Here is a 19,123-nt window from a genome sequence, read left to right as displayed (position 1 = left end):
GCCCCGCGCGGGGGATCGCCGCTCCGTCGGGAATTCTCAGGACCTCGGACTATAATGGTCCGCAGTATGCCGGGGCTCGGGTCCCGGCGCTTTCCCGTCTTCTGAGAAAGGGACCTGTGTGGCCGCATCGAGCAACGCCAAGGGATCGAAGCGCGAGGCGAAGGCGAAGGAGGCCGTAGAGCCGGTCGAGTCCGTCGCCGCCGAGGCGGTCGAGGCCGAGGCGCCGGCGCCGAAGAAGCGCGCGACTCGGGCGAAGAAGTCGGCGGCTCCGGCCGAGACCTCCCCGGCGAGCACGACCGTCGACGAGCCGGCGGCCAAGAAGCCCGCCCGCCGTTCGCGCAAGAAGACCGAGGTGGCCGCCGTCGAGGGGGCCCCCGAGGGCGCCGAGTCCGCGACCGAGGATCAGCCGGCCGCGAAGAAGCCCGCCCGTCGCAGCCGCAAGAAGGCGGACGCCGAGACCCCGGCGAAGAAGAAGCCCGCCCGCGCCTCCGTGAAGAAGAAGGACGAGCCCGTCGCCGAGGCCGAGTCCGACGAGGACGAGGTCGAGGTCGACGACGAGGACATCGAGCTGAGGGACGAGGACCTCGCCGGTGCCGACGACACCGTCGATTCCGACGACGAGAGCGAGTCCGACGACGAGAGCGAGTCCGACTCCGAGTCGGGCGAGGACTCCGATTCGGAGGAGTCCGAGGACGAGGAGGACGCCGAGGACGAGGAGGCGAAGGCCCGCCGAGAACTGCGCGAGCGGACGTCGTCGGGCATCCGCGTCAAGGGCGGCTTCGTCGTCTCCGACTCCGATGAGACCGACGAGCCTGTCCAGCAGGTGACGGTCGCGGGTGCGACCGCCGACCCGGTGAAGGACTACCTCAAGCAGATCGGCAAGGTCTCCCTCCTCAACGCGGAGCAGGAGGTCGACCTCGCCCGTCGCATCGAGGCGGGCCTCTACGCCGAGTACAAGCTGAAGAACGAGGCCGACTCGATGACCTCGAAGGAGCGCCGCGAGCTCCACTTCCTCGCGCAGGACGGGCAGCTCGCGAAGAACCACCTCCTCGAGGCGAACCTTCGACTCGTCGTCTCGCTCGCGAAGCGCTACACGGGCCGCGGCATGCAGTTCCTCGACCTCATCCAGGAGGGCAACCTCGGCCTCATCCGCGCCGTCGAGAAGTTCGATTACACGAAGGGCTACAAGTTCTCGACCTACGCGACCTGGTGGATCCGTCAGGCGATCACCCGCGCGATGGCCGACCAGGCGCGGACCATCCGCATCCCCGTCCATATGGTCGAGGTCATCAACAAGCTCGCGCGCGTCCAGCGCCAGATGCTCCAGGACCTCGGCCGCGAGCCCACCCCCGAGGAGCTCGCGAAGGAACTCGACATGACGGCCGAGAAGGTCGTCGAGGTCCAGAAGTACGGGCGCGAGCCGATCTCCCTCCACACGCCGCTCGGCGAGGACGGCGACTCCGAGTTCGGCGATCTCATCGAGGACTCCGAGGCGATCGTCCCCGCGGACGCAGTCTCCTTCACGCTCCTCCAGGAGCAGCTCCACAACGTTCTCGACACCCTCTCCGAGCGCGAGGCCGGCGTCGTCTCCATGCGCTTCGGACTCGGCGACGGTCAGCCCAAGACGCTCGACGAGATCGGCAAGGTCTACGGGGTCACCCGCGAGAGGATCCGCCAGATCGAGTCGAAGACGATGTCGAAGCTCCGCCACCCGTCGCGCTCGCAGGTCCTGCGCGACTACCTCGACTGAGTCGACCACGATCGCGAGGGCCCGGGGAGGATCCCCCGGGCCCTCGCGCGTCCGGTGAGGGATCTCATGGTCACGAAACGGTCAACCGCGGGCGCCGGACTTGAGGAGGGCGCTCGTCGGATTGGACGATAGGGGCATGGCCGAGGGTTTCGCAGTCATCTTCTTCATGCTCGTCGTCATCGTCGTCGCGGCGATCGCCGTGATCGTCGGCCTCGCCCTCGTCCGCCGTCCCGCCGACCAGTGGCAGACGCACCTGCGCGAGCAGAACGCCCAGTTCCAGGCCCCGCAGGAGACCGATCCCGCCGGTGCCGTCGACCCCCGCGACACGACCCTCGACGATCTTCTCGACGCGAACGCGGTCGAGAAGAACGCCTACTTCGACGCCGACCGCCTTCCGGGGATCGATCGGATCGAGGTCGTCACCGACCGCATCGAGGCCATGCAGGAGAACCGGCGCGCCGCCAAGCACGGCGGCGCCGACCCGCTGAAGTGAGGCGATAGGCGCCTCCCGGGTGGAAGGCGCGCGCGCCGATGGGGGATGATGACCCCATGGACGCAGTGCTCTCCTTCCTCTCCACGCCCCTCGGGATCGCTGTCGCGGTCCTCGTCGTCGCCGCGATCATCGCGCTCGTCGTCGCGATCGCGCGTCGCCCGCGCCTCGAATCCCCCCGCATCGAGACCCCGATCGAGGCGGCGCCGCAGACCGGACCCGACGAATCCGAGGACACCACCGCGCCCTCGTCGATCGACGCGAGGGCGGGGCCCGCCGAGGAGGCCGCTCCCGACGAACCCGCGGACGCCGAAGAGGGCGAGCCCGCCGAGGTCGAGCCCTCGGCGCCCGAGGCTCCGGCCGCCCCCGCCGTCGAGGCCCCCGAATCCGTTCCCTCGCGCATGCAGCGCCTGAAGTCCCGCCTCGCGGGATCTGGCGCCCTCGGCCGCGCGATCGTCCAGATCCTCGCCCGCGGCGACCTCAAGGCCGCCGACTGGGAGGAGATCGAGGACACGCTCCTCGTCGCCGACCTCGGACTCGACGCGACCGACGAGCTCATGGACTCCCTGAAGAAGCGGGTCGCGGTCGCGGGCGTTCACGACGGCGCCTCGATCCGCGCGCTCCTCGCCGAGGAACTCCTCGCCCTCGTCGGCCCCGATCTCGACCGCTCGCTCCACCTTCCGAAGCACGGGGACGCCCCGGCGTCGATCCTCATGGTCGGCGTCAACGGCACGGGGAAGACGACGACCGTCGGCAAGCTCGCCCGCGTCCTCGTCGCCGAGGGGCGCACGGTCCTCCTCGGCGCGGCCGATACCTTCCGCGCCGCCGCCGCAGATCAGCTCCAGACGTGGGGCGATCGCGTCGGCGTCGACGTCGTGCGCTCCGACCGCGAGGGCGCCGATCCGGCCTCCGTCGCGTTCGACGCGGTGAAGGCGGGCGCCGAACGCGGCGTCGACGTCGTCCTCGTCGACACCGCCGGGCGCCTCCAGACGAAGTCGACCCTCATGGACGAGCTCGGCAAGGTGAAGCGCGTCATGGAGAAGCAGGCGCCCGTCGACGAGGTCCTCCTCGTCCTCGACGCGACGACCGGTCAGAACGGCCTCAAGCAGGCCGAGGTCTTCGCGGAGGTGGCCGGCGTCACCGGCATCGTGCTGACGAAGCTCGACGGCTCGGCGAAGGGCGGGATCGTCGTGTCGGTGCAGAAGAGCCTCGGCGTGCCCGTGAAGTTCGTCGGCCTGGGGGAGGGCGCGGACGACCTCGCGCCCTTCGATCCGCGGGGCTTCGTCGACGCGATCGTCAATGGGTAATGTCTGTTCATTGAGATAGTAAAGGCGGAGTAAAGCCTTGGTGTAAGGTGTGCCTATCGAAAGTTCGTTCGATGAAAGGCACCCCATGCAACTCGACACCGGAGCAACAGCCTGGATGCTCATCTCGGCATCCCTCGTCCTCCTCATGACCGTGCCCGCGCTCGCCCTCTTCTACGGGGGCATGTCCCGGACGAAGTCGGTCCTCAACATGTTCATGATGTCCTTCGGCGTCCTCGCCGTCCTCTCGGTCGTCTACCCCCTGTGGGTCTCCGTCGCCTTCCAGCTCACCTTCGCCGTCATCACCGTCGCGCTCATCTCCGGTTCCCTCGCCGAGCGCGTGAAGTTCACCACCTGGATGGTCTTCACCGCGATCTGGGCGACCCTCGCGTACTTCCCGATGGCCCACATGGTGTGGGGCGGCGAGGGCGGATTCCTCTCCGCGGGAGGCGTCCTCGCGAACCTCGTCGGGGCCGACCCCATCGACTTCGCGGGCGGCACCGTCGTCCACATCAACGCCGGCGTCGCGGGCCTCGTCCTCTGCCTCCTCATCGGCAAGCGCCCCGGCTTCGGCAAAGAGGCCATGCGCCCCCACAACCTCCCCTTCGTCATGACGGGATCCGCCCTCCTCCTCTTCGGCTGGTTCGGCTTCAACGCGGGCTCCGCGTTCACCGCCGACGCCCTCGCCGGCTCGGCCTGGGTGAACACCGCGGTCGCGGCCGGCGCCGCCTCCCTCGGCTGGATGCTCACCGAGTCCTTCCGCGACGGCCACGCGACCTCCCTCGGCGCGGCCTCCGGCATCGTCGCGGGCCTCGTCGCGATCACCCCAGGCGCGGGCGCGACCCCATCGGCTCGATGATCGTCGGGCTCCTCGTCGGCGCCGTCTGCGCCTACGCGGTCGGTCTGAAGTTCCGCCTCGGCTTCGACGACTCCCTCGACGTCGTCGGCGTCCACCTCGTCGGCGGCCTCCTCGGCACCGTCCTCATCGGACTCTTCGCGGTCGACGGCGGCCTCTTCCACGGCGGCGGCATTCGCCTCCTCCTCATCCAGACCCTCGTCGCGCTCTTCGCCTGCCTGTACTCGGGCGTCGTCACCCTCGTCATCGGCCTCGGCCTCAAGAAGACGATGGGGTGGAGGATCTCCCCCGAGGACGAGGTCCGCGGCATCGACCTCGCCGAGCACTCCGAATCCGCCTACGAATCGATGTCGGCCGCGGCCCGCCTCGCCTGAAAGGACTCCCCATGAAGCTCATCACCGCGATCATCCAGCCCCACCGCCTCGATGCGGTGCGCGAGGCCGTCGGCCTCCCCGGCGCGACCCTCACCGAGGTCTCGGGCACGGGCCGGCAGAAGGGGCACGTCGAGATCTGCCGCGGCGCCGAGTACGCCGTCACCGTCGTTCCGAAGATCAAGCTCGAAACGCTCGCCGCGGACGACGAGGTCGAGCGCGCCGTCGACGCGATCGTCGACGCCGCGCGGACCGGAGCCATCGGCGACGGGAAGATCTGGATCACCGACGTCGTCGACGCGATGCGCGTCCGCACCGGCGAGCGCGGGGACGCCGCGCTGTGAGCGGATCCGCCGGATCCCTCGCCAGGGCCCTCCTCGAGATCGACTCCGACCGCCCGATTGAGGGCGGGACGTGGAGCCCGGTCCCGGGGAGGGCCCTGCGCGCGAAATCGTCGCGAATCGTCGCCCGGCACTTGTCGGAGCTCTGGCGCGCCTGCCGGCCCGAGCGCCTCGGGTGCGCCTCCGCGCTCTGCCTCGCGGGCTCCTTCGCGCGCGAGGAGGGCGGTCCGCGCTCCGACCTCGACGTCGTCCTCCTCGTCGAGGACGAGACCCCCGGCCTCGCCGACGTCGCCCACGACCTCGTCACGGAGCTGTGGAGCACGGGGCTGTCCGTCGACCACTCGATCCGCACGCCCGCCCAGTGCCGCGAGATCGCGAAGTCGGACCTCCCCGCGCTCACCGGCCTCCTCGACCTCGTCCTCGTCGCCGGGGACGCCTCGTTGCACGAAACGGTCGTCCGCGGGGTGGGGGAGGATCTGCGCAGGCAGGCGCCCGCGCGCGTGGGCGAGCTTCTCGAGGCCGCCCGCGCCCGATGGGGCGTCGAGGACCTCCTCCACCAGGTGAACGAACCGCACCTCAAGGACTGCCGCGGCGGTATCCGCGACGTCGGCCTCATGCGCGTCCTCACCGCGGCCTGGCTCGCCGACCGCCCGCACGGCGCCCTCGACGAGGCTCTCGACCTCCTCCTCGACGTCCGCGACGCCCTCCACTTCGTCACGGACCGACACGTCGCGAAGCTCCTGCGCGCCGACCAGCGCGCGGTCGCCGAACGGCTCGGTCTCGAGGGCGAGGACTCCGAGGCCGAACTACGGCGCCTCCTCACGGGCGCCGCCACGGAGATCGACGCGGCGACGCGCAGGGTCGTCGACGCCGCCGAGCGCCAGGCCCCGTCCTGGGGCGCGGGCGCGCTCGCCCGACGCGTCATCCGCGCCGTCGCGCCGGGCAGGGGCGGTGCCCGCCGGACCTTCGCCCAGCAGATGGTCTCCGAATCGACGTGCGTCGTCGACGGGCGCCTCTCCTTCCCGGCGACGAGCCTCGCCTCGGACCCCGCGGCCGTGCTCGACCTCGGTCGGACCTCGGCCTCGATGGGCCTCGAGCCCTCCGGAACCGCCCTCGACGCGATCGCCGCGGCCGTCTGGCGCGGCGACCACGCGATCGCGCGTCCCTGGCCCGCGCCCCTGTTGCGCGCCCTCCTCGACCTCCTCTCGGCACCCTCGGGCTTCGTCGGCGCGTGGTCGCACCTCGAGGCGACGGGCGTCGTCGACGCGTGGATCCCCGAGTGGGCGCCCGTGCGGTCGCGCCCCCAGTCGGCCGCCTTCCACCGCTGGACCGTCGACCGCCATTGCGCGGAGACGGTCGCGCGCGCCGCCGCCCAGCGCACCGGTGACGAGCCCTGGGACTGGCCGTTCCCCGAGGTACTCGTCCCCTGGGACGCGGTGCTCCTCGCCGCCCTCCTCCACGACCTCGGGAAGCGGCCGGGCGCTGCCGGCCCCGATCATCCCGCGGTCGGCGCCGATCTCGTCGGCCCGGTTCTCGAGCGGCTCGGCATGCCCGAGAGGATCGCCCCCGTCTCCCTCCTCGTCGCGCACCACCTCGACCTCGCCGTCCTCGCGACGACCGAGGACCCCGCTTCGCCTCAGACCGCCGATCGGCTGCTCGAGGCGATCGGCGGGACCGGGTGCGCCCTCGCCGCCCTCGCGGTGCTGACGAAGGCGGATTCCCAGGGCGCGGGTCCTAAGGCGTGGAGCGCGTGGAGGGCCTCGCTCATCCGCTCGCTCGTCGCGACCGCCTGGGCCCGCATCGGCGGGGCCGACGCGGTGCGATAGGCTGGTCCGAGTCCTCGGGGGCCCGCCCCCGCACGTCCAGCAACGGGAGCCCTCAGTGTTCGGAAACCTCTCCGATCGGTTGACGCAGTCCTTCAAGCAGCTCCGCAGCCGCGGCGTCCTCACGGAGTCCGACGTCGACCAGACGATCTCCGAGATCCGACGCGCCCTCATCGACGCCGACGTCGCCCTCCCCGTCGTCCGCCAGTTCACGAACGAGGTCCGCGAGAAGGCCTACGGCGCCGCCCGCTCGAAGGCGCTCAACCCCGGCCAGCAGGTCATCCGCATCGTCCACGACGAACTCGTCGAGATCCTCGGCGGCGCCACGCGCGAGCTGCGCTTCGCCGAGCGCGGCACGACGGTCTTCATGCTCGCGGGCCTTCAGGGCGCGGGCAAGACGACCCTCGCCGGCAAGCTCGGCAAGTGGCTGCGCGAAGAGGGGAAGTCCGTCCTCCTCGTCGCCTCCGACCTCCAGCGCCCCAACGCCGTCACCCAGCTCCAGGTCGTCGGCGAGCGCGCCGGGGTCGAGGTGTGGGCGCCCGAGCCCGGCAACGGCGTCGGCGACCCGGTCGCGGTCGCCCGCTCGGGCGTCGACCATGCGATCCGGACCGGCGTCGACGTCGTCATCGTCGACACCGCGGGCCGCCTCGGCGTCGATGAGGAGATGATGGCGCAGGCCGTCGCGATCCGCGACGCCGTCCACCCGCACGAGGTGATGTTCGTCCTCGACGCGATGGTCGGCCAGGACGCCGTCCAGACCTCGACGGCGTTCCGCGACGGCGTCGGCTTCACCGGCGTCGTCCTCTCGAAGCTCGACGGCGACGCCCGAGGCGGCGCGGCGCTCTCCGTCCGCGGCGTCACCGGCGCCCCGATCCTCTTCGCCTCGACGGGCGAGGGCCTCGACGACTTCGAGCGCTTCCACGCCGACCGCATGGCCGGCCGGATCCTCGACATGGGCGACGTCCTCACGCTCATCGAGCAGGCGGAGAAGAGGCTCGACGCCGAAGAGGCCGAGCGCATGGCGCAGAAGGCCATGTCCGGCGAACTCACCCTCGCGGACTTCCTCTCGCAGCTCCAGCAGATCAAGAAGCTCGGCTCGATGAAGAAGATGCTCGGGATGATCCCGGGCGCCGCCCAGATGCGCGAGCAGATCGAGAACTTCGACGAGCGCGAGGTCGACCGGGTCGAGGCGATCGTCCGGTCGATGACGCCCGCGGAGCGCGAGGACGTCTCGATCCTCAACGGCTCGCGGCGCGCCCGCATCGCCCGCGGCTCGGGCACGACCGTCGCGGAGGTGAACTCCCTCGTCCAGAGGTTCGAGGCCGCGAAGACGATGATGGGCCAGATGGGCCGCATGGGCGGCATGCCCGGATTCGGCTCGATGCCCGGCCAGGGCGGCCGCGCCAAGCAGAAGGCCAACGCCCGCAAGGCCCAGGCCGACCGAGCGAAGGTGAAGAAGAAGGCCCGCTCCGGCAACCCCGCGAAGCGCCGCCAGCAGGAGCTCGAGGCGCTCCTCCCGCCCGAGCAGCGCTCGGCGTCCGCCGAGAAGGGCTCGGCGTTCGGGGCGCCCGCGCCAGCCCCCGAGCCCGCGGCGCGCCCGTCGATGGACGACCTGCCCGACGACGTCAAGCGGATGCTCCAGGGCCTGCGATGATCCTCTCCGGCTCCGTCCTCTGGTCGGACGACCCCGACGCGCCCGCGACGTGGACGCGCGGAACCTTCCGCATCGAGGACGGCCGGATCCACCGGATCGGAGAGGGGCCCGTTCCCGACCTCGAGGGCTACGCGATCCCCGGCTTCGCCGACTGCCACGCCCACATCGGCGTCGGCGCCGACGGGCCGGTGGGGGAGGCCGAGCAGGAGCGCCAGGCCCGCGCCCAGCTCGCAACCGGAGTCCTCGCGATCCGCGATTGCGGCTCGCCCGTCGACACCCGCTGGATCGATGCGCGACCCGATATGCCCCGGCTCGTCCGGGCGGGGCGCCACATCGCCCGGCCGAAGCGCTACATGCGGGGACTGCCCGTCGACCTCGACGATCCCGCCGACCTCCCCGAGGAGATCGTGCGCCAGGCGGCGTCGGGCGACGGCTGGGTGAAGCTCGTCGGCGACTGGATCGACCGCTCGAAGGGCGCCGACTCCGACCTCGAGCCGCTGTGGCCGCGCGAGATCCTCGTCGACGCCGTCGCCGCCGCCCACGACGCGGGCGCGCGCGTCGCCGTCCACTCCTTCGCTCACGCGACGATCGACGATCTGCTGGAGGCGGGCGTCGACGACATCGAGCACGCGACCGGAATGGACGCCGACCAGGCGGACGAGGCGGCCCGCCGCGGCGTCCTCGTCGCCCCGACCCTCCTCCAGGTCGCCCTCTTCGACTCCTTCGCCGCCCAGGCGGGGTCGAAGTACCCCGTGTACGCCCGAACGATGAGGACGATGCACGAGAATCGTCGCGCCCACTTCGCGATGCTCCGCGAGTCGGGCGTGCGGCTCCTCATGGGCACCGATTCGGGCGGCTACCAGGAGCACGGCACGATCGGCGCCGAGTTCGCCGCCTGGGAGGCCGAGGGCGTCGGGCGCGCCGAGCTCCTCGACGTCGCGACGCGCGCCACCCGCCGCGCCCTGGGGTTCGAGGTCCTCTCCGAGGGTGCGAGCGCGGATCTCCTCGTCTACGGGAACGATCCGAGGGACGCCGCCCTCGTCCCCCGACTCGACGCCCCCGACGCGATCGTCCTGCGCGGGGTCAGGATTCCCACGTCGCCGCGATCTCGCGCATGACCGCGCGCGCCGTCGGCGCGTCGAAGTTCCGCCCGTGCGCGACGACGCCGGGCCGCAGTCCCCAGGGGAGTTCGGTCGCGAGGTCGACGTTGAGCGCGCCGCCTCCCGCGATGCGCAGGATGTGGAGGCCCGCGGCGACGTCCCAGGGCTTGAACGCCGTCCCCGACATCGCGCCGAGCCACCCGGCCGCGACGTAGGCGAGGTCGAGGGCGGCGGCGCCGAGGCGCCGCGTCGATTGGAAGGCGGCGGCGATGCGCGCCTCGCGGGCCGCCGCGAGCTCGGGCTCTCGGGCGATGGCGCGGGGGCCCGGATAGTAGGAGACGATGACCGCACGCTCCTCGGCGGTGGGCCCGTCGGCGTCGAGGATCCGCTCGCCGTTCGGTCCCTCGTAGCGCGCGACCGCGTCGTCTGCCCAGAAGGTCTCGCCCAGCAGGGGAGCGCGGACGACGCCGGCGACGATCTCGCCGTCGAGTTCGACGCCGATCGACGTATTGAACCAGGGGAGCCCGGACGCGAAGTTCGCGGTCCCGTCGATGGGGTCGACGATCCAGCGGACGCGGGCGCCGAACTCGGCGACGACGCCGACGGCCTCGCGCCACTGCGCCGAACCGGGAGACGCGACGCCGTCCGGGAGGACGGGAAGGGACTCGGCGTCGAGGACGGCGGCGCCCTTCTCCTCGCCGAGGGCGCGCGAGCCCGGCACCGCCCGCCCGAGGATCGCGCGAAGAGCGGTCTCCACGAGCCGATCGTGCGCCGTGACGGGATCGTGGAAGTCGACCTTCGTCTCGACGCGCGCGACCGTCCGGGCGACGCCCGCGAGGTAGTCGGAGACGGCGAGAGCCGCCTCCTTCGCGATGAGGGCGAGGGCGGAGGCGGGCGCTGGGGAGACGAGATCGGTCATGCCGCCATTGTCCACCGAAGGCCGTCGCGGGGCCCGACGTGACGGATTCCACGACCGGGCGTCGCCCTCCGACGCGCCGGGGGTTGGAGACGAGGGGTCGGTTCATGGCACAATATTGGGCTGTACCCGGTCTGTCGAGGACCCTCTCACCTCGCCACCCCGTGTCCCGGAGCAATCGCCGAACCGTGTTTCCCACCGGGGACGCGCGCGCTCCACACCTCTGAGAAACAGGAGTGACCACACCAGTGGCAGTTCGAATCCGTCTGAAGCGCGTGGGCAAGATCCACGCCGCCGCCTACCGCGTCGTCGTCGTCGATTCGCGCAAGAAGCGCGATGGCCGCGTCATCGAGGAGCTCGGGATCTACGATCCCCAGCCGAACCCCTCGACGATCCGCATCGACTCCGATCGCGCGCAGTACTGGCTCGGCGTGGGCGCCCAGCCCTCCGACCAGGTCCGCAACCTGCTCGTCCTCACCGGCGACATCGCGAAGTTCCACGGCAAGGCCGACGCGGTCTCCCGCGTCCAGGTCTCCGAGGCCGACAAGGCCGCCCAGGCTGCCGAGGCCGTGAAGGCCGCCGAGGCCGAGGCCGAGAAGTCGAAGGCCAAGCAGGCCGCCGCGAAGGCGGAGGCCGAGGCCAAGGCCGCCGCCGAGGCGAAGGCCGCTGAGGCCGAGGCCACCGAGGAGGCCCCCGAGGCCGCCGAGGAAGCCTGATCATGCTCGCCGATGCGCTGGAGCACCTCGTCGGGGGGATCGTCGATCACCCCGAGGACGTCCAGGTCTCCTCGCGGTCGATGCGACGCGGCCGTCTGCTCGAGGTCCGGGTCAACCCCGACGACCTCGGACGGGTGATCGGCCGCGGCGGGCGGACCGCCCGGGCGCTGCGCACCGTCATCGGCGCGCTCTCGACCCGCGGCCCGGTTCGCGTCGACGTCGTCGACACCGATCGCGAGTAATCGCGGAGCGACACCTTTCACGGAGGGGTCCGGCACTGCCGGACCCCTCCGTCCTCTTCTCCGCCGGTGTGGTGGAATGAATCGGATCTTCAGGAGGCCCTCATGCTCATGACCGCAGGAATCATCGGACCCGCGCACGGATTGCGCGGCGAGGCGATCGTCGATGTCCGCTCCGACGATCCCGCGATCTGGGCGCCCGGCTCCGTCCTCGTCCTCGAGGGCGGCGAGGAGCGACTGACGGTCCTCGGCGCGCGCGTCCACAAGGACCGCGTCCTCGTCTCCTTCGACGAGATCGATTCGCGCGAGGGGATCGAGGCTCTGCGCGGCAGGGCCCTCCTCGTCGAGGAGCGGGCCGAGGAGGACGCGTGGTACCCCCATGAGCTCGCCGGATGCGAGGCGCGCACGCCGGAAGGCGAACTCCTCGGCGTCGTCGAGGGTTTGCGCTTCGGGCCCGCCCAGGATCTCCTTCTCGTGCGGACCGCCGATCGACTCGTCATGGTCCCCTTCGTCGAGGCGCTCGTGCCGGAGGTCGACGTCGCCGCCCGCACGGTGACGATCGCACCGCCGCCCGGCCTCTTCGACGACCGGATCGTCGTCTCCGAGGATCGGGAGGGCGCCCGATGAGGATCGACCTCTTCTCGATCTTCCCGGAGTACTTCGCGCCCGTCGGGCTCTCCCTCCTCGGGAAGGCCGACGACGCGGGCCTCGTCGACCTGCGCGTCCACGATCTGCGCGACTGGACGCACGACCGCCATCGCACCGTCGACGACACGCCCTTCGGCGGCGGAGCCGGCATGGTGATGATGCCGTCGGTCTGGGGCGAGGCGATCGACGAGGTCGTGGCCGAGGCGTCGGCCTCGGGGGAGGAGGGGCGCCGGGTCCTCGCGATCCCGACGCCCTCGGGGACCCCGCTCACCCAGCGGATGGCCGAGGACCTCGCGCGATGCTCCCACCTTCTCGTCGCCTGCGGGCGCTACGAGGGCATCGATCAGCGGGTCGCCGACCACTACCGGGAGGCCGGACTCGAGGTTCTCGAGTACTCGATCGGCGATTACGTCCTCAACGGGGGAGAGGCCGCCGCCCTCGTCCTCGTCGAGGCGGTGACGCGCCTCCTCGACGGCTTCATGGGCAATCCCGAGTCGATCGTCGAAGAGTCCCACTCGAACGGGCTCCTCGAATACCCGGCCTACACGAAACCGCGGACGTGGCGCGGTCTCGAGGTCCCCGAGGTCCTCCTCGGCGGCGATCACGCCCGCATCGCGCGCTGGAGGCGCGACCGCTCCCTCGAACGGACCGCGGCCCGCCGCCCCGACCTCGTCGCCGCCCTCGACCCCGCCGAACTCGACTCCGCCGATCGGACGGCGCTCGCGCTCGCCGGATTCCTCGTCGCGGCGGATGGCGTCCACTCCCTCGAGGTCCGCGAGGCCGTCCCCGCGGACGCGCCCGTCCTCGCGGAGCTCGCCGCGCGCACCTTCCCCGACGCCTGCCCGCCCGAGCTCCCGAAGGAGGCGGTCGAGGCATTCATCGCCGAGGAGCTGTCCGAGGAGGCCTTCGGGCGCTACCTCGCCGATCCGGCGGCGCACCGGATCCTCCTCGCCCTCGTCGACGGCGAGCCCGGCGGATACTCGCTCGCCCTCGTCTCCGGGCACGACATCGCCTCCGACATGATCCGCCCAGGGAAGGTCGAGGCCGGCGACGCCTACCTCTCGAAGTGCTACGCGGACTCGGCGTGGCGCGGAACGGGCCTGGCGGGCGCGCTCCTCGAGTCCGCCGTCGCAGACGCCGCCGCTTCCAGCAGCGCCCCCCGCATCGTCCTCGGGACGAACGCCGGGAACGTCCGCGCCCAGCGCTTCTACAAGAAGCACGGCTTCGCCAAGCGGGGCACGCGGACCTTCGTCGTCGGCGGAAAGCCCAACCGCGACGTCGTCCTCGTGCGCGATCTCACGGCGCTGCGCGGCTGAGACGCCCCGCGGGGCTGGGCGCCCCGCCCGCCGTGTGGCACACTGGTGAACCGGCGCATCCGGGAGCGACCTGCCGCAGGGGGACTCCACCGCGGGCGCGCCGATCAGAGAACGCGGGCCCGGCCCGCCGAATCAGACGCGAGCGACCTGCGGCGGGCGCGTCGAGGAGTAACAATGCAGAAGCTGGACGCCGTCGACGCCGCTTCCCTCCGCACGGACCTTCCGGCCTTCCGCGCCGGCGACACCGTCAAGGTGCACGTCAAGGTCATCGAGGGCAGCCGCTCCCGTATCCAGATCTTCCAGGGCGTCGTTCTCGCCCGTCGCGGACACGGCGTCTCCGAGACGTTCACCGTCCGCAAGGTCTCCTTCGGCGTCGGCGTGGAGCGCACGTTCCCGCTCCACGCGCCGACGATCGACAAGATCGAGGTCGTCACCAAGGGCGACGTCCGCCGCGCGAAGCTCTACTACCTGCGCGAGCGCCACGGCAAGGCCGCGAAGATCAAGGAGCACCGTTCGGGAAGCGCGGAGTGACCCTCCGAGCATGACCGACTCGCGCCCGGTACCCTTGCGGGGGTGCCGGGCGCGCGTTTCGGCGGAAGGGACGGGAACGACATGATCGAGGCCGCGACGCAGACGGCTCCCGAGGGGGCGCCGCTCGCGCCCCGCCACCTCGCGCGCCCCGACCGCGTCGCCGATCCGGGCCCTCAGGGCGTCCTCGGATGGGTGAAGGAGGTCGGCCTCGTCCTCCTCATCGCCGTCGTCATCTCCTCGCTCCTGCGCGCCTTCGTCGTCCAAGTCTTCTGGATCCCCTCGCCTTCGATGCACGACACGCTCGTCGAGAACGACAAGATCGCCGTCTCCCGCGTCGACGCCCTCACGGGGAGCATCGAGCGCGGCGACGTCGTTGTCTTCCACGACGAGCTCGGCTGGCTCTCGGGTTCGACCTCGCAGGTCTCGCCCCTCCAGAAGCTCGGCGAGTTCATCGGATTCGTCCCCGCGGGCGGCGAGCAGACGCTGGTCAAGCGCGTCATCGGAGTCGGCGGCGACCGCGTGCAGTGCTGCACGGCCGACGGGAGGATCACCGTCAACGGAGTCCCCCTCGACGAGACCTACCTCGCCGCGGGCCAGGTCCCCTCGACCGTTCCCTTCGACGTCACCGTCCCCGAGGGCTCCCTCTGGGTGATGGGGGACAACCGCGGCAACTCAGCGGATTCGCGCTACCACCAGGGCGAGGGGGAGACCCCCTTCGTCCCCGTCTCCGCCGTCGTCGGCACCGTCCAGGCGGTCATCTGGCCGATCGACCGCTGGCGCGTCGGCCTTTCGGCCCCCGAGGTTTTCGCGGGCGTCGGGAAGTGACGCGCGTCCTCGCGACCCGGGACGTCGAGCTCGCCCTCCTCGAGCGCGCGGGCGTCGTCATCGGAATGGACGAGGTCGGGCGCGGCGCCCTCGCGGGCCCCGTCGCCGTCGGCGCATGCGCCGTCACGGGGGACGAGGGCGTGGCGCCCTCCGGTCTCGCCGATTCGAAACTTCTCACTCCGAAGCGCCGCGAGGCCCTCGTTCCCCTCGTCGGGGCCTGGGCCCCCGGAGCCGTCGGCTTCGCCTCGAATGCGGAGGTCGACCGCTGGGGCATCGTCGGAGCGCTGCGCCTGGCGGGGATGCGGGCGCTCGCCGAGCTCATGGGCTCGGGCTCCCTCGTCGCCCAGGTCCGCGGCCCCGCCCTCGTCCTCCTCGACGGGTCGCACGACTGGCTGACGCCCCCGGAGGATCTCCTCGCCGAGCTCGACGGCCCCGAGCTCCCCGAGGTCGAGGTCCCCGAGGTGCTCACCCGCGTGAAGGCCGATGCGTCGTGCACCGCGGTCGCCGCCGCCTCCGTGCTCGCGAAGGTCGCCCGCGACCGGTGGATGACCCAGGCCCCGGACCCGGGCTACGACTGGGCGTCGAACAAGGGCTACGCCTCTCCCGCTCACGTCGCGGGCCTCGAGAGGCTCGGACCGGGACCCCTCCACCGGGTGTCCTGGAGGCTCCCCGGGACGGGTCTCACGCCCGCCCGATGATGCTCGTGGGCCGCGAACAGGGCATCATGGAGCCGTGAGCGAAGACATCGAAGGCTACGAGAACGCCCTGGAACTCGAACTCTTCCGCGAGTACCGGGACGTCATCGGCCTGTTCAAGTACGTGGTCGAGACCGAGCGCCGCTTCTACCTGTGCAATCAGGTCGACGTCCAGGCGCGCCCCGTCGGCGGCGACGTGTTCTTCGAGCTCACCCTCACCGACGCGTGGGTCTGGGACATCTACCGCTCCTCCCGCTTCGTCCGCTCGGTTCGCGTCATCACGTACAAGGACGTCAACGTCGAGGAGCTCTCGAAGCCCGAGCTCGACATCCCCTGATCCGCCGCGCTCGTCGGCGCGACCCGCACGCGGATCCACAGGCCCGCGCCGCCGGCGTCGCCGTCCACAGGCCGAGCCCGCCCGGCTCGCGCGACCCGTCCGTCCCCTGAGACCCTCCCTGCGGAGGTGAGTTCATGGACGCGGATCACAGGCGGGCGCTCGGACGCTCGGGGGAGGACACTGCGGCGCTCCTGCTCGAGGAGGCCGGACTCGTCGTCCTCGAGAGGAACTGGCGGGGCGGAAGGCTCGGAGAACTCGACCTCATCGCCGAGGGGCCGCCCGGCATCGTCGTCGTCGAGGTGAGGACTCGGATCGGCGATCTGCGCGGCAGCGCCGTCGAATCGATCGACGCCCGCAAGGTCGCGAAACTTCGGCTGCTCGCGGGCCACTGGGTCGCCGAGCGCGGATGCCGTCGGCGGCTGAGGGTCGACGCTATCGCCCTCGCCCTCGAGCCGTCGCGCCGCGACGAGATCCTCGCGGCCCTTCCCGTGAAGGATCTGCGGACCCTCGGAGCGAGGGCGACGTGGGTGCGGGGCATCGCATGAGCGCCCGCATCGCCGCCGTCCGCTCGATCGCCCTCCTCGGACTCGAGGGGCGCCTCGTCGACGTCGAGACGCACGTCGGGCGCGGACTCGTCGCCTTCACGCTCGTCGGCCTGCCCGACGCCTCGCTGCGCGAGGCGAAGGATCGCGTCCGCTCGGCGCTCCAGAGCTGCGACCTCGAGGTGATGGACGCGCGGATCACTGTCAATCTCTCGCCCGCGGGGCTCCCGAAGTCGGGGTCGGGCTTCGACCTCGCGATCGCGATGTCGGTCCTCGTCGCCGCTGGGGCCGTCGACGCTTCCGCCTTCGAGGGCGCGGCGCTCCTCGCCGAACTCGGACTCGACGGGGGACTGCGGCCCGTGCGCGGGATCCTCCCCGCCGTCGCCTCCGCTAAGGGCCTCGGCGTCCGCAGGGTCGTCGTGCCCGTCGAGTGCGTCGACGAGGCCCGCCTCGTCCCAGGGATCGAGGTTCTCGGCTTCGCCCACCTCGCCGACGTCGTCGTATGGGCGGGCGGCCGCGCGGCGCGGCCGCGCCTCCTCGAGCGCGCGCCGGCTCCACCGCCGGCCGCCGCGCCTCCGGACGAACGCGACCTCGCGGACGTGCGTGGCCAGGACGGTGCGGTCGACGCGCTTCTCGTCGCGGCCGCCGGAGGACACCACCTCTTCCTCGAGGGCGAGCCCGGAGCCGGCAAGACGATGCTCGCCTCGCGCCTGCCCGGGATCCTCCCCGATCTCGACGACCGCGTCGCCCTCGAGACGACGGCGCTCCATTCGCTCGCCGGGGTCCTGCCCGAGGGGAGCGCGCTCCTGCGCACCCCGCCCTTCCAGGCGCCCCACCACAGCGCGACGACCCCGGCGCTCATCGGCGGGGGAAGCGGGATCGCGTCGCCCGGCGCCGTCTCGCTCGCCCACGGGGGCGTCCTCTTCCTCGACGAGGCGGCCGAGTTCCCGCCCGCGGTCCTCGACGCCCTGCGCCAGCCCCTCGAGGAGCGGCGCATCGCGATCCACAGGTCGAGGGGGCGCGCCGACTACCCGGCCGCGTTCCAGCTCGTCCTCGCTTCGAATCCCTGCCCGTGCGGGCGGGCCGGTCGGCGCTGCCGCTGTACGTCCCTGCAGCGGCGGCGTTACCTCTCCCGTCTCTCCGGACCCCTCCTCGACCGGATCGACATCACCGTCGAGATGCGGCAGCCGACGCGCGCGGACCTCGCCGCCTCGACCCCCGTGTCGAGCGCCGAGGCGAAGCGGAGGGTCGTCGCCGCGCGCGCCCGTGCCCGGGCGCGCCTGAGCGGCACGGGCTGGACCCTCAATGCCGAGCTCCCCGGGCCGTGGCTCCGCCGCTCGTCGGGCATCCGGCCCGACCTCGTCGAGCGGCTCGACCGGGCCGTCGACGAGCGGGTCCTCTCAATGCGGGGAGCCGATCGGGTGCTCCGCCTCATGTGGACGCTCGCGGATCTGTCGGAACGCGACTCGCCGGACGAGACCGATCTCGCCCGCGCGCTCGCCCTGAGAACGGGAGGCCCCGATGCCCGGGTCGGAGACTGACAGGCTCAATGCGGCGTGGTGGTGCTGCGTCGTCGAACCCGAGGACCTCCACGCGGCGGCCCTGCGCGCCGGCCTCGGCGACGAGGAGGCGATCGCATGGGCCGGCGCCGATGCGCCCGGTCCGCTGCCCCCGGCGCTGGCAGGACGGGGACGACGATGGGCCGAGGCCTGGGAGCGATGGCGTCCGCGCGTCCTCGAGGCCCGCCCGCGCGCCGAGCTCGAGGCGCTCGAGTCGCTCGGGGGACGATTCCTCCTCCCCGGCGACGAGGGCTGGCCCGACGCGCTCGACGCGCTCGGCCCCGCGGCTCCGATCGGCCTGTGGGTCCTCGGACGCCTGCCCGACGCTCCGCCGGTCGCGCTCGTCGGCGCGAGGGCGGCGACGAACGCGGGGGAGCGCACCGCCTTCGACCTCGGGGCGGGACTCGCCGAGCGGGGCGTTCCGGTCCTCTCGGGCGGCGCCTTCGGGATCGACGCGGCCGCTCACCGCGGCGCCCTCGCGGCCTCCGGCGCGACGCTCGCCGTCATGGCCGGGGGAGTGGGCAACCCCTATCCCGCGGCCCACGGCGATCTCTTCTCGAAGATGCTCGAGCGCGGTGGCGCCCTCGTCTCCGAGGTCCCGACCTCGTGGCGCCCGGCGAAGTGGCGCTTCCTCGGGCGCAACCGTCTCCTCGCCGCGTGGGCCGGCGCGACGGTCGTCGTCGAAGCCTCCGCGCGATCCGGAGCGCTCGCCACGGCGCGGCGCGCCCTCGACCTCGGACGACCCGTCGGCGCGGTTCCCGGCCCCGTGACGTCGAGCGCCTCGATCGGATGTCACGACCTCATCCGCAACGGCGCGATCCTCGTGAGGGACGTCGGCGAGGTCCTCGAACTCGTCGCACCGCTCGAGGGCTCCCAGGCGGTCCTCTTCGGCGAGCCGGTGGTTCCCGATCGGGGCGCGGACGCCCTTGACCCCATCGCCCGCAGGGTGTGGGAGGCCCTCCCGCAGCGGTCGAGCACGACACTCGCGCGCCTGTCGCGCGCCGCGGGCCTCGGTGAGAGGGAGGTCCTCGCGGCGCTCGCCGGGCTCGAGCTCGCCGGCCTCGTCGCGTCCGACTCGAGGGGATGGGCGAGGCGGCGCCTAGGATGAGC

Annotated in this window: 19 protein-coding genes and 1 pseudogene; 19 read left to right on the top strand and 1 reads right to left on the bottom strand. The window is 72.3% G+C overall.

Features of this window, described 5'->3' with window-relative positions:
- Positions 1–118: 118 nt before the first annotated feature.
- From DY157_RS04805 to DY157_RS04770, 8 genes and pseudogenes are all read left to right on the top strand, one after another.
- Positions 119–1,750: an RNA polymerase sigma factor gene (locus DY157_RS04805; protein ID WP_115727469.1), complete on the top strand. Its 1,632-nt coding sequence runs from the start codon at positions 119–121 to the stop codon at positions 1,748–1,750.
- A 136-nt stretch (positions 1,751–1,886) separates the two neighbouring features.
- Positions 1,887–2,243, top strand: coding sequence for a hypothetical protein (locus tag DY157_RS04800; protein ID WP_115727468.1), 357 nt, complete (start codon positions 1,887–1,889; stop codon positions 2,241–2,243).
- Between the two features lie 56 nt (positions 2,244–2,299).
- Entirely contained in the window at positions 2,300–3,547 is a 1,248-nt protein-coding gene (gene ftsY, locus DY157_RS04795; protein ID WP_115727467.1) for a signal recognition particle-docking protein FtsY, read from the top strand.
- An 85-nt stretch (positions 3,548–3,632) separates the two neighbouring features.
- Positions 3,633–4,774 (top strand): annotated as a pseudogene (locus tag DY157_RS04790) (ammonium transporter).
- 11 nt (positions 4,775–4,785) lie between these two features.
- A complete protein-coding gene (locus DY157_RS04785) occupies positions 4,786–5,115 on the top strand; it encodes a P-II family nitrogen regulator (protein WP_115727466.1) in 330 nt (109 codons plus the stop codon).
- Positions 5,112–6,938, top strand: a complete 1,827-nt coding sequence (locus tag DY157_RS04780; RefSeq protein WP_115727465.1) for a [protein-PII] uridylyltransferase family protein — start codon at positions 5,112–5,114, stop codon at positions 6,936–6,938. The genes DY157_RS04785 and DY157_RS04780 overlap by 4 nt, the downstream gene beginning before the upstream one ends.
- A 55-nt stretch (positions 6,939–6,993) precedes the next feature.
- On the top strand, positions 6,994–8,589 hold the full coding sequence (gene ffh / locus DY157_RS04775) for a signal recognition particle protein (protein WP_115727464.1): 1,596 nt from the start codon (positions 6,994–6,996) through the stop codon (positions 8,587–8,589).
- Complete coding sequence (locus tag DY157_RS04770; RefSeq protein ID WP_115727463.1) at positions 8,586–9,707, top strand: amidohydrolase family protein; 1,122 nt, start codon at positions 8,586–8,588, stop codon at positions 9,705–9,707. Before ffh ends, DY157_RS04770 begins: the two co-directional genes overlap by 4 nt.
- Here DY157_RS04770 and DY157_RS04765 read toward each other — a convergent pair.
- On the bottom strand, positions 9,673–10,608 hold the full coding sequence (locus DY157_RS04765; protein WP_115727462.1) for an inositol monophosphatase family protein: 936 nt from the start codon (positions 10,606–10,608) through the stop codon (positions 9,673–9,675). The two genes, DY157_RS04770 and DY157_RS04765, sit on opposite strands and share 35 nt — an antisense overlap.
- A 245-nt stretch (positions 10,609–10,853) precedes the next feature.
- Between DY157_RS04765 and rpsP the strand changes: the two genes are divergently transcribed.
- The 11 genes from rpsP (at position 10,854) to dprA (ending at position 19,121) form a co-directional block, all read left to right on the top strand.
- Entirely contained in the window at positions 10,854–11,321 is a 468-nt protein-coding gene (rpsP, locus tag DY157_RS04760; protein WP_115727461.1) for a 30S ribosomal protein S16, read from the top strand.
- Positions 11,322–11,323: 2 nt separating this feature from the next.
- Positions 11,324–11,563 carry an RNA-binding protein gene (locus DY157_RS04755; protein ID WP_115727460.1) on the top strand — a complete coding sequence of 80 codons (240 nt, stop codon included), beginning with the start codon at positions 11,324–11,326 and terminating at the stop codon, positions 11,561–11,563.
- 102 nt (positions 11,564–11,665) lie between these two features.
- Entirely contained in the window at positions 11,666–12,187 is a 522-nt protein-coding gene (gene rimM, locus DY157_RS04750; RefSeq protein WP_115727459.1) for a ribosome maturation factor RimM, read from the top strand.
- Positions 12,184–13,524, top strand: a complete 1,341-nt coding sequence (trmD, locus tag DY157_RS04745; protein ID WP_115727458.1) for a tRNA (guanosine(37)-N1)-methyltransferase TrmD — start codon at positions 12,184–12,186, stop codon at positions 13,522–13,524. The genes rimM and trmD overlap by 4 nt, the downstream gene beginning before the upstream one ends.
- A gap of 174 nt (positions 13,525–13,698) precedes the next feature.
- Entirely contained in the window at positions 13,699–14,055 is a 357-nt protein-coding gene (gene rplS, locus DY157_RS04740) for a 50S ribosomal protein L19 (RefSeq protein ID WP_115727457.1), read from the top strand.
- Between the two features lie 81 nt (positions 14,056–14,136).
- On the top strand, positions 14,137–14,880 hold the full coding sequence (lepB, locus tag DY157_RS04735; RefSeq protein ID WP_115727456.1) for a signal peptidase I: 744 nt from the start codon (positions 14,137–14,139) through the stop codon (positions 14,878–14,880).
- 65 nt (positions 14,881–14,945) lie between these two features.
- Positions 14,946–15,578, top strand: coding sequence for a ribonuclease HII (locus DY157_RS04730; protein ID WP_115727933.1), 633 nt, complete (start codon positions 14,946–14,948; stop codon positions 15,576–15,578).
- Positions 15,579–15,612: 34 nt separating this feature from the next.
- On the top strand, positions 15,613–15,912 hold the full coding sequence (locus DY157_RS04725; RefSeq protein WP_115727455.1) for a DUF2469 domain-containing protein: 300 nt from the start codon (positions 15,613–15,615) through the stop codon (positions 15,910–15,912).
- Between the two features lie 134 nt (positions 15,913–16,046).
- Entirely contained in the window at positions 16,047–16,457 is a 411-nt protein-coding gene (locus tag DY157_RS04720; RefSeq protein WP_115727454.1) for a YraN family protein, read from the top strand.
- Complete coding sequence (locus DY157_RS04715) at positions 16,454–17,995, top strand: YifB family Mg chelatase-like AAA ATPase (RefSeq protein WP_115727932.1); 1,542 nt, start codon at positions 16,454–16,456, stop codon at positions 17,993–17,995. Before DY157_RS04720 ends, DY157_RS04715 begins: the two co-directional genes overlap by 4 nt.
- Entirely contained in the window at positions 17,976–19,121 is a 1,146-nt protein-coding gene (gene dprA, locus DY157_RS04710) for a DNA-processing protein DprA (protein ID WP_115727453.1), read from the top strand. The genes DY157_RS04715 and dprA overlap by 20 nt, the downstream gene beginning before the upstream one ends.
- Positions 19,122–19,123: the final 2 nt, after the last annotated feature.

The sequence above is a fragment of the Actinomyces culturomici genome, from assembly GCF_900499005.1.
GTDB lineage: Bacteria > Actinomycetota > Actinomycetes > Actinomycetales > Actinomycetaceae > Pauljensenia > Pauljensenia culturomici.
The sequence above is the reverse complement of the archived record's forward strand: the minus strand, read 5'-3'. Positions and strand labels throughout refer to the sequence as shown.

What these genes read in the sequence shown, in the direction of transcription:
- DY157_RS04800 (WP_115727468.1), top strand. Translation starts at nt 1,887, where the DNA reads ATGGCCGAGGGTTTCGCAGTCATCTTCTTCATGCTCGTCGTCATCGTC.
- ftsY (WP_115727467.1), top strand. Translation starts at nt 2,300, where the DNA reads ATGGACGCAGTGCTCTCCTTCCTCTCCACGCCCCTCGGGATCGCTGTC.
- DY157_RS04785 (WP_115727466.1), top strand. Translation starts at nt 4,786, where the DNA reads ATGAAGCTCATCACCGCGATCATCCAGCCCCACCGCCTCGATGCGGTG.
- DY157_RS04770 (WP_115727463.1), top strand. Translation starts at nt 8,586, where the DNA reads ATGATCCTCTCCGGCTCCGTCCTCTGGTCGGACGACCCCGACGCGCCC.
- DY157_RS04765 (WP_115727462.1), bottom strand. Translation starts at nt 10,608, where the DNA reads ATGACCGATCTCGTCTCCCCAGCGCCCGCCTCCGCCCTCGCCCTCATC.
- DY157_RS04755 (WP_115727460.1), top strand. Translation starts at nt 11,324, where the DNA reads ATGCTCGCCGATGCGCTGGAGCACCTCGTCGGGGGGATCGTCGATCAC.
- rimM (WP_115727459.1), top strand. Translation starts at nt 11,666, where the DNA reads ATGCTCATGACCGCAGGAATCATCGGACCCGCGCACGGATTGCGCGGC.
- trmD (WP_115727458.1), top strand. Translation starts at nt 12,184, where the DNA reads ATGAGGATCGACCTCTTCTCGATCTTCCCGGAGTACTTCGCGCCCGTC.
- rplS (WP_115727457.1), top strand. Translation starts at nt 13,699, where the DNA reads ATGCAGAAGCTGGACGCCGTCGACGCCGCTTCCCTCCGCACGGACCTT.
- lepB (WP_115727456.1), top strand. Translation starts at nt 14,137, where the DNA reads ATGATCGAGGCCGCGACGCAGACGGCTCCCGAGGGGGCGCCGCTCGCG.
- DY157_RS04730 (WP_115727933.1), top strand. Translation starts at nt 14,946, where the DNA reads ATGGACGAGGTCGGGCGCGGCGCCCTCGCGGGCCCCGTCGCCGTCGGC.
- DY157_RS04720 (WP_115727454.1), top strand. Translation starts at nt 16,047, where the DNA reads ATGGACGCGGATCACAGGCGGGCGCTCGGACGCTCGGGGGAGGACACT.
- DY157_RS04715 (WP_115727932.1), top strand. Translation starts at nt 16,454, where the DNA reads ATGAGCGCCCGCATCGCCGCCGTCCGCTCGATCGCCCTCCTCGGACTC.
- dprA (WP_115727453.1), top strand. Translation starts at nt 17,976, where the DNA reads ATGCCCGGGTCGGAGACTGACAGGCTCAATGCGGCGTGGTGGTGCTGC.